The following is a 7,710-nucleotide window of genomic DNA, read 5'->3' on the forward strand; positions in this document are numbered from 1 at the left end:
GCAGCACCGTATGCTTCCAGTGCCCACACTTCCATCTCACCGAAGCGCTGACCACCGAACTGAGCTTTACCACCCAGAGGTTGCTGAGTAACCAGACTGTAAGAGCCTGTAGAACGAGCGTGCATCTTGTCGTCAACCAAGTGGTTCAGTTTCAGCATGTACATGTACCCCACGGTAACAGGACGCTCAAATGCGTCGCCCGTGCGGCCATCGAACAGAGTCAACTGACCTGAAGCTGGCAGATCCGCCAGTTCCAACATAGCTTTGATAGACGATTCAGGAGCACCATCGAAGACTGGCGTTGCGACCGGTAGACCAGCACGCAGGTTATGCGCCAGTGTACGAACATCTTCATCACTGAGTTCTGAGATATCAACACGTTGACGAGTATCGCCTAGATCATAAACCTTCTGCAGGAACTCACGCAGCTTCGCCAGCTCTTGTTGTTCCTTGATCATTTGGTTGATCTTGTCACCGATACCTTTCGCCGCCAGACCCAAGTGAACTTCTAGGATCTGACCGATGTTCATACGTGATGGTACGCCCAGTGGGTTCAGTACGATGTCAACCGGCTGACCGTTTTCATCGTATGGCATGTCTTCAACAGGGTTGATCTTAGAGATAACACCCTTGTTACCGTGACGACCCGCCATCTTATCACCCGGCTGGATGCGACGTTTCACTGCTAGGTAAACCTTAACAATCTTCAGTACGCCAGGAGCCAGATCATCACCTTGGGTGATCTTACGACGCTTCGCTTCAAACTTCTTATCGAAGTCTGCTTTCAGTTCATCGTACTGTTCTGCCAGTTGCTCTAACTGGTTTTGCAGCTCTTCATTTTCAAGCGTCTGCTCTAACCATTTCTTACGTTCGATTGAACCCAGTTTCGCTTCAGTGTAACCACCCGCCAGCAGTACAGAACGAACACGCGCCAGAAGACCGCCTTCCAGAATTTGGAACTCTTCAGTCAGGTCTTTCTTCGCTTCTTTCAGCTGCATCTGTTCGATTTCAAGCGCACGCTTGTCTTTTTCTACGCCATCGCGAGTAAAGACTTGTACGTCGATAACCGTACCTGCTACTGAGTTCGGTACACGCAGAGACGTATCTTTCACGTCTGAGGCTTTCTCACCGAAGATCGCACGCAGCAGTTTCTCTTCTGGAGTCAGTTGAGTTTCACCTTTTGGCGTCACTTTACCAACCAGAATGTCGCCGCCTTTCACTTCTGCACCGATGTACACGATGCCAGATTCGTCAAGCTTAGACAGAGCCGCTTCACCCACGTTAGGGATGTCAGCCGTGATCTCTTCTGCGCCCAGCTTAGTATCACGCGCCACACAAGAAAGCTCTTGGATGTGGATAGTGGTAAAGCGGTCATCTTGAACTACGCGCTCAGACACTAAGATCGAGTCTTCGAAGTTGTAACCGTTCCAAGGCATGAATGCGATACGCATGTTTTGGCCAAGAGCCAGTTCGCCAAGGTCAGTGGAAGGACCGTCTGCCAGTACATCACCACGAGCTACAGGTTCACCCGGCATCACACATGGACGCTGGTTGATACAAGTATTCTGGTTCGAACGGGTGTACTTAGTCAGGTTGTAGATGTCGATACCCGCTTCGCCAGGGATCAACTCTTCTTCGTTCACTTTGACTACGATACGAGAAGCGTCAACTGACTGGATAACACCGCCGCGTTTCGCCACCGCTGTTACACCAGAGTCAACCGCTACGTTACGCTCGATACCCGTACCAACCAGTGGTTTCTCTGAACGCAGAGTTGGAACCGCCTGACGTTGCATGTTCGCACCCATCAAAGCACGGTTCGCATCGTCGTGTTCTAGGAACGGGATCAAGGATGCCGCGATCGATACAACTTGGTTTGTCGCAACGTCCATGTAGTCAACGTGTTCACGTGGGTGAAGACCTGACTCGCCTTTTTGACGTGCGGTAACCAGTTCATCAGCAAAACCGCCTTCTTCTGTCAGCTTAGCGTTCGCCTGAGCGATAACGAATTGACCTTCTTCAATCGCAGAGAGGTAATCCACTTCGTCAGTCACAACACCGTTGACTACGCGACGGTAAGGGGTTTCTAGGAAACCGTACTCGTTGCAGCGTGCAAACGCAGACAGCGAGTTGATCAAACCGATGTTTGGACCTTCAGGTGTTTCGATAGGACATAGACGACCGTAGTGCGTTACGTGTACGTCACGTACTTCGAAGCCAGCACGCTCACGAGTCAGACCGCCAGGACCCAATGCAGAAATACGACGCTTATGCGTCACTTCTGACAACGGGTTGTTCTGATCCATAAACTGAGACAGCTGAGAAGAACCAAAGAATTCTTTTACAGCAGCAGAAATTGGTTTCGCGTTGATCAGGTCTTGTGGCATCACGTTGTCCAGATCGCCCAAGCTTAGGCGTTCTTTCACTGCGCGTTCAACACGTACCAGACCAACACGGAATTGGTTCTCTGCCATTTCGCCGACACTACGGATACGACGGTTGCCAAGGTGGTCGATATCGTCCACTTCGCCTTTACCGTTACGAATCGAGATCAGCTTCTTCATCACTTCGATGATGTCAACTTCATCCAGCGTGCCTTGCTCTTCCGCATCTTCACGACCGATTGAGCTGTTGAACTTCATACGGCCAACAGTCGACAGATCGTAACGCTCTGCAGAGAAGAATAGACTTTCAAACAGCGATTCCGCGGCTTCTTTCGTTGGTGGCTCGCCAGGGCGCATCATGCGGTAGATTTCTACCAGTGCAGAGATGCGATCTGTCGTGCTATCAACACGCAGGGTTTCTGACATGAACGGACCGTGGTCCAGATCATTGGTAAACAGAACTTCTAGCTTTTTGTAACCTGCTTGAGACAGGTTCGCTAGCGCTTCCAGGCTGATTTCCTGGTTCGCGGTAATGATCAGTTCGCCAGTCGCTTCATTCACGTAATCTTTCGCAGATACTTTACCTACGATGTACTCAACCGGAACTTCAATAAAGTTCACGCCATCTTTTTCAAGTTGACGGATGTGACGTGCAGTCACACGACGGCCTTTCTCTACGTAAACCTTGCCATCCGCTTCGATATCGAAGGTCGCAGTTTCACCACGCAGACGCTCTGGAACCAACTCCATCATTAGAGTTTGATCTTTCACTTCGAAATTCACTTTTTCGAAGAAGATGTCCAGGATCTCGGCGCTAGTTTTACCTAGTGCACGCAGGATGATCGATGCAGGCAGCTTACGACGACGGTCAATACGTACGTACAGGTTGTCTTTTGGATCGAACTCAAAATCGAGCCATGAACCACGGTACGGAATGATACGTGCGTTATACAGAACTTTACCTGAAGAGTGGGTCTTACCCTTATCGCTGTCGAAGAACACGCCTGGGCTTCGGTGCAGCTGGGATACGATAACCCTCTCAGTACCATTGATTACGAAGGTACCATTTTCTGTCATGAGCGGAATTTCGCCCATGTAGACTTCTTGTTCTTTAATATCTTTGACAGTACCTGCTGGCGCGTCTTTATCAAAGATCACTAAGCGTAATTTCACGCGTAGCGGTTTTGAATAAGTTACACCACGGATTTGACATTCTTTAACGTCAAAAACTGGCTCACCAAGACGGTAGCTAACGTATTGCAGCTCTGAATTGCCGTTATAGCTCTGAATTGGAAATACAGAACGAAAAGCGGCTTCAAGACCGTATTGTCCTTCAGGATCCTGTTCGATGAACTTTTCGAACGAATCGAGCTGGATCGATAGCAGGTATGGAATGTCCAACACTTGTGGACGAGTACCAAAGTCCTTACGGATGCGCTTTTTCTCGGTATAAGAGTAAACCATGGGGTTCCTCAGCTCGCTGATAAGTGACCCAAACTGTCCGCCTTTCAGGTTAAAAAGGGTGAGGACAGTGACTAATCGCTGTTTACTGTAGTGTGAATTCATTGCGTTGAAATGAACTCATTTGCATGAATATGGAACGCTTAAACAGCGGGAAAATTCGTCCATACCCTACAGCGCAAAAAGGCCGGTGGTTATTAAACCACCAGCCATTAGCCTTTCGGCTAAGAAATTAAGTAGGAATTACTTAACTTCAACAGTTGCACCAGCTTCTTCAAGCTCTTTCTTCAGTGCTTCTGCTTCTTCTTTAGATACAGCTTCTTTAACAGATGCTGGAGCGCCGTCTACAAGAGCTTTAGCTTCTTTCAGACCTAGGCCAGTTGCGCCACGTACTGCTTTGATAACAGCAACTTTGTTCGCGCCAGCAGCAGCCAGAATTACGTTGAATTCAGTTTGCTCTTCAACTGCAGCAGCAGCAGCTGGACCAGAAACAACTGCAGCAGCAGCAGAAACACCGAACTTCTCTTCCATAGCAGAGATCAGTTCAACAACTTGCATTACAGACATTTCTGCAATAGCGTCTAGGATTTGCTCGTTAGTAATAGACATAACAATTCTCTTTTAAGTCAACAATAAGTTTATTTAGCAACCAGTAAAAAGCAAAAGCGATTTTGCTTATGCAGCTTCTTTTTGATCGCGGACAGCAGCGATTGTACGAACCAGCTTGCCAGCAGAAGCTTCTTTCATGCACATCATCAGGCGTGCAATCGCTTCGTCGTAAGTTGGTAGTGTCGCTAGTACTTCAGGGTCAGTCAGTACACCTTCAAATGCAGCTGCTTTGATCTCGAATGCTTTGTTCTCTTTAGCGAAGTCTTTGAAAAGACGCGCTGCAGCACCTGGGTGCTCGTTAGAGAAGCCGATCAAAGTAGGGCCTACGAATACGTCTTTCAGACATTCGTAAGCTGTGCCTTCTACTGCGCGACGTGCCAGTGTGTTACGAACAACTTTCAGGTAAACGCCCGCTTCACGAGCTTGTTTACGCAGATTAGTCATCGCAGCAACTTGAACACCACGAGAGTCAGCAACAACTGCAGAAAGTGCACCACTGGCCGCTTCGTTGACTTCAGCAACAATTGCTTTTTTGTCTTGAAGATTTAAAGCCATCTTGGATTAACTCCTGGTTGTCGTTACACCGCTCACTATTATCAACAACAGTGAGAGCTTTTTTGGTGCAGTCCCAGAAGAAAGGTAACTTAAAAAGTAGATCTTTCTGTCAGTTCGGGCACCATCTACGTAGGTTTTATTAAGTTATCCGAGGATAACGCCTACGGTCTTGGACGGAGACTGGGTTTTCACCACGAGGTAAAAGTTCAGCCCCAACCACAAATATTAGGCGCAGAATTATACACAAATTCTGCGCCTAAGCAAATGCATTAAACTTGTGCGCTCAGAGTATTCTGATCGACAGCAACGCCAGCACCCATAGTAGTAGAGATGCTTACCTTCTTCACGAAAACGCCTTTCGCAGAAGATGGTTTTGCTTTCTTCAGAGCAACCAGCAGAGCTTCTAAGTTCTCTTTCAGTTGGTCTGCTTCGAACGTCACCTTACCGATAGTGGTATGGATGATACCGTTCTTGTCGTTACGGTAACGAACCTGACCTGCTTTCGCGTTCTTAACCGCTTCAGCAACGTTAGGAGTTACAGTACCAACTTTCGGGTTTGGCATCAGACCACGTGGGCCTAGGATAGTACCTAGTTGACCAACAACGCGCATTGCATCTGGAGATGCGATAACTACGTCGAAGTTCATTTCGCCTTTTTTCACGAGATCAGCCAGATCTTCCATACCAACCAGTTCTGCACCAGCTGCTTTAGCTGCTTCAGCGTTAGCACCTTGAGTGAATACCGCTACGCGGATGTCACGGCCAGTACCGTGTGGCAGTACAGTAGCGCCACGAACGTTTTGGTCAGATTTACGAGCATCGATACCCAGGTTAACAGCAACGTCAACTGATTCAACGAATTTCGCAGTTGCCAGCTCTTTCAGCAGAGCAACAGCTTCGTTGATGTCGTACTCTTTAGTTACATCCACTTTTGCGCGGATAGTACGCATACGCTTAGTTAGTTTTGCCATTGTATTAACCCTCAACCACTAGGCCCATTGAGCGAGCAGTACCTGCGATAGAACGCTTCATCGCTTCGATATCAGCACCAGTCATGTCAGCTGCTTTAGTAGCAGCGATTTCTTGGATTTGAGCGTCAGTGATTGTGCCCACTTTAGCAGTGTTAGGACGTGCAGAACCAGACTTGATGCCAGCTGCTTTCTTCAGAAGAACAGATGCTGGTGGAGTCTTAGTTTCGAACGTGAAAGAGCGGTCGCTGTACACAGTAATAACTACTGGGATTGGTAGACCTTTCTCTAGAGATTCTGTACGTGCGTTGAACGCTTTACAGAATTCCATGATGTTAACACCGCGTTGACCTAGAGCAGGACCAACTGGTGGACTTGGGTTTGCCATGCCAGCTGCAACTTGCAGCTTTACATAAGCTTCAACTTTCTTAGCCATGATATTTCCTAGATTATGGGTGCAAACGCTAATCGATTGATCAGCTCCCCGGTTTTCATAAAGAACCTGTAAAAAGGCGCGAAATTATAGTCATAATCCACGCCCCAGACAAGCCTAAAGAGATGCTTTTTTAATCAAGCTTTTCCACTTGACCAAATTCGAGTTCAACAGGTGTTGCACGACCAAAGATCGAAACCGACACTTTCAAGCGGCTTTTCTCGTAATCCACCTCTTCAACGGTACCGTTGAAGTCAGCAAATGGACCGTCGTTAACACGCACGACTTCACCTGCTTCAAACATGGTTTTAGGACGTGGTGCTTCGCTGGCTTTCTCAAGACGATTCAGAATCGCATCCGCTTCCTTATCTGTGATAGGAGCTGGGCGATCTGATGTACCACCGATGAATCCCATCACGCGAGGTACGCTACGTACCAAGTGCCAAGATTCATCATTCATGATCATCTGCACTAGCACATAACCTGGGAAGAATTTACGTTCACTTTTGCGGCGTTGGCCAGCGCGCATTTCTACCACTTCTTCTGTTGGTACTAACACTTCACCAAACAGCTCTTCCATACCGTGCATTTTGATATGTTCACGAAGTGACTGAGCAACACGTCCTTCAAATCCCGAGAAGGCTTGAACTACATACCAGCGTTTTTTGGGAGCTTCACTCATGTATTAAACCCTCTACTATACTCCGGTCGCAAAGGCCACTAGACGAACCATAATGCCGTCAATACCCCAAAGCGCCAGAGCCATTACAATACTTACTGCTAAAACGATCAGCGTGGTTTGCATAGTTTCTTGGCGTGTTGGCCAAACTACTTTGCGAACTTCCATGCGAGATTCGCGAGCAAAAACGATCGCTTCTTTGCCTTTTGTTGTTGTCGCAGCAACACCAAGTGCTGCAGCAATCAACACAATTACACCTGCGGCGCGAGCCACCACAGACAGTTCACCATACAGGTAATTACCCACAACAGCGGCAACCAGCAGAACAAAAGTGGCTACCCACTTTAGAGTGTCTGCTGCATTTGAGCTATCAGGAGCTTCAGCGTTGTTTGCTTTCATAAACCAACCTGTCACATATCTGACTTCTAGACGACAACGACCCCGCTGTTGCAGGGCAAATCCATTCGGTCAACGCAATGCGCTGATTCCATACTAAAGAGCGAGAAAATACTCTCTCAACCCCAAATTTTGGCTGCGTTTGATCAAGAAATCGACACATTATTGCGCAGCGCAGAAAAAGGGCATCAAATGATGCCCTTTTTAGTAGTGCTTAGTCAAATA

Annotated in this window: 7 protein-coding genes; all 7 read right to left on the reverse strand. The window is 47.8% G+C overall.

Annotated features, from left to right (window positions below; translation table 11 throughout):
• Positions 1 to 3,848: DNA-directed RNA polymerase subunit beta (rpoB, locus tag GOU96_RS16155; protein WP_324702018.1), on the reverse strand; the 3,848-nt coding region annotated here is incomplete at its 3' end.
• A 240-nt stretch (positions 3,849 to 4,088) separates the two neighbouring features.
• Entirely contained in the window at positions 4,089 to 4,454 is a 366-nt protein-coding gene (gene rplL / locus GOU96_RS16160) for a 50S ribosomal protein L7/L12 (RefSeq protein WP_000028973.1), read from the reverse strand.
• Positions 4,455 to 4,520: 66 nt separating this feature from the next.
• Complete coding sequence (gene rplJ, locus GOU96_RS16165) at positions 4,521 to 5,009, reverse strand: 50S ribosomal protein L10 (protein ID WP_001207198.1); 489 nt, start codon at positions 5,007 to 5,009, stop codon at positions 4,521 to 4,523.
• 269 nt (positions 5,010 to 5,278) lie between these two features.
• Positions 5,279 to 5,980: a 50S ribosomal protein L1 gene (gene rplA / locus GOU96_RS16170; RefSeq protein WP_001096669.1), complete on the reverse strand. Its 702-nt coding sequence runs from the start codon at positions 5,978 to 5,980 to the stop codon at positions 5,279 to 5,281.
• Positions 5,981 to 5,984: 4 nt separating this feature from the next.
• Entirely contained in the window at positions 5,985 to 6,413 is a 429-nt protein-coding gene (gene rplK / locus GOU96_RS16175; protein WP_001085796.1) for a 50S ribosomal protein L11, read from the reverse strand.
• Between the two features lie 130 nt (positions 6,414 to 6,543).
• Positions 6,544 to 7,092 (reverse strand): transcription termination/antitermination protein NusG, encoded by a 549-nt coding sequence (gene nusG / locus GOU96_RS16180; RefSeq protein ID WP_001287510.1) that lies wholly within the window; start codon positions 7,090 to 7,092, stop codon positions 6,544 to 6,546.
• 15 nt (positions 7,093 to 7,107) lie between these two features.
• Positions 7,108 to 7,488: a preprotein translocase subunit SecE gene (gene secE, locus GOU96_RS16185; RefSeq protein ID WP_000646629.1), complete on the reverse strand. Its 381-nt coding sequence runs from the start codon at positions 7,486 to 7,488 to the stop codon at positions 7,108 to 7,110.
• Between the last annotated feature and the right edge of the window lie 222 nt (positions 7,489 to 7,710).

It is taken from the genome of Vibrio sp. R-1 (genome assembly GCF_035615595.1).
Lineage (GTDB): Bacteria > Pseudomonadota > Gammaproteobacteria > Enterobacterales > Vibrionaceae > Vibrio > Vibrio cholerae.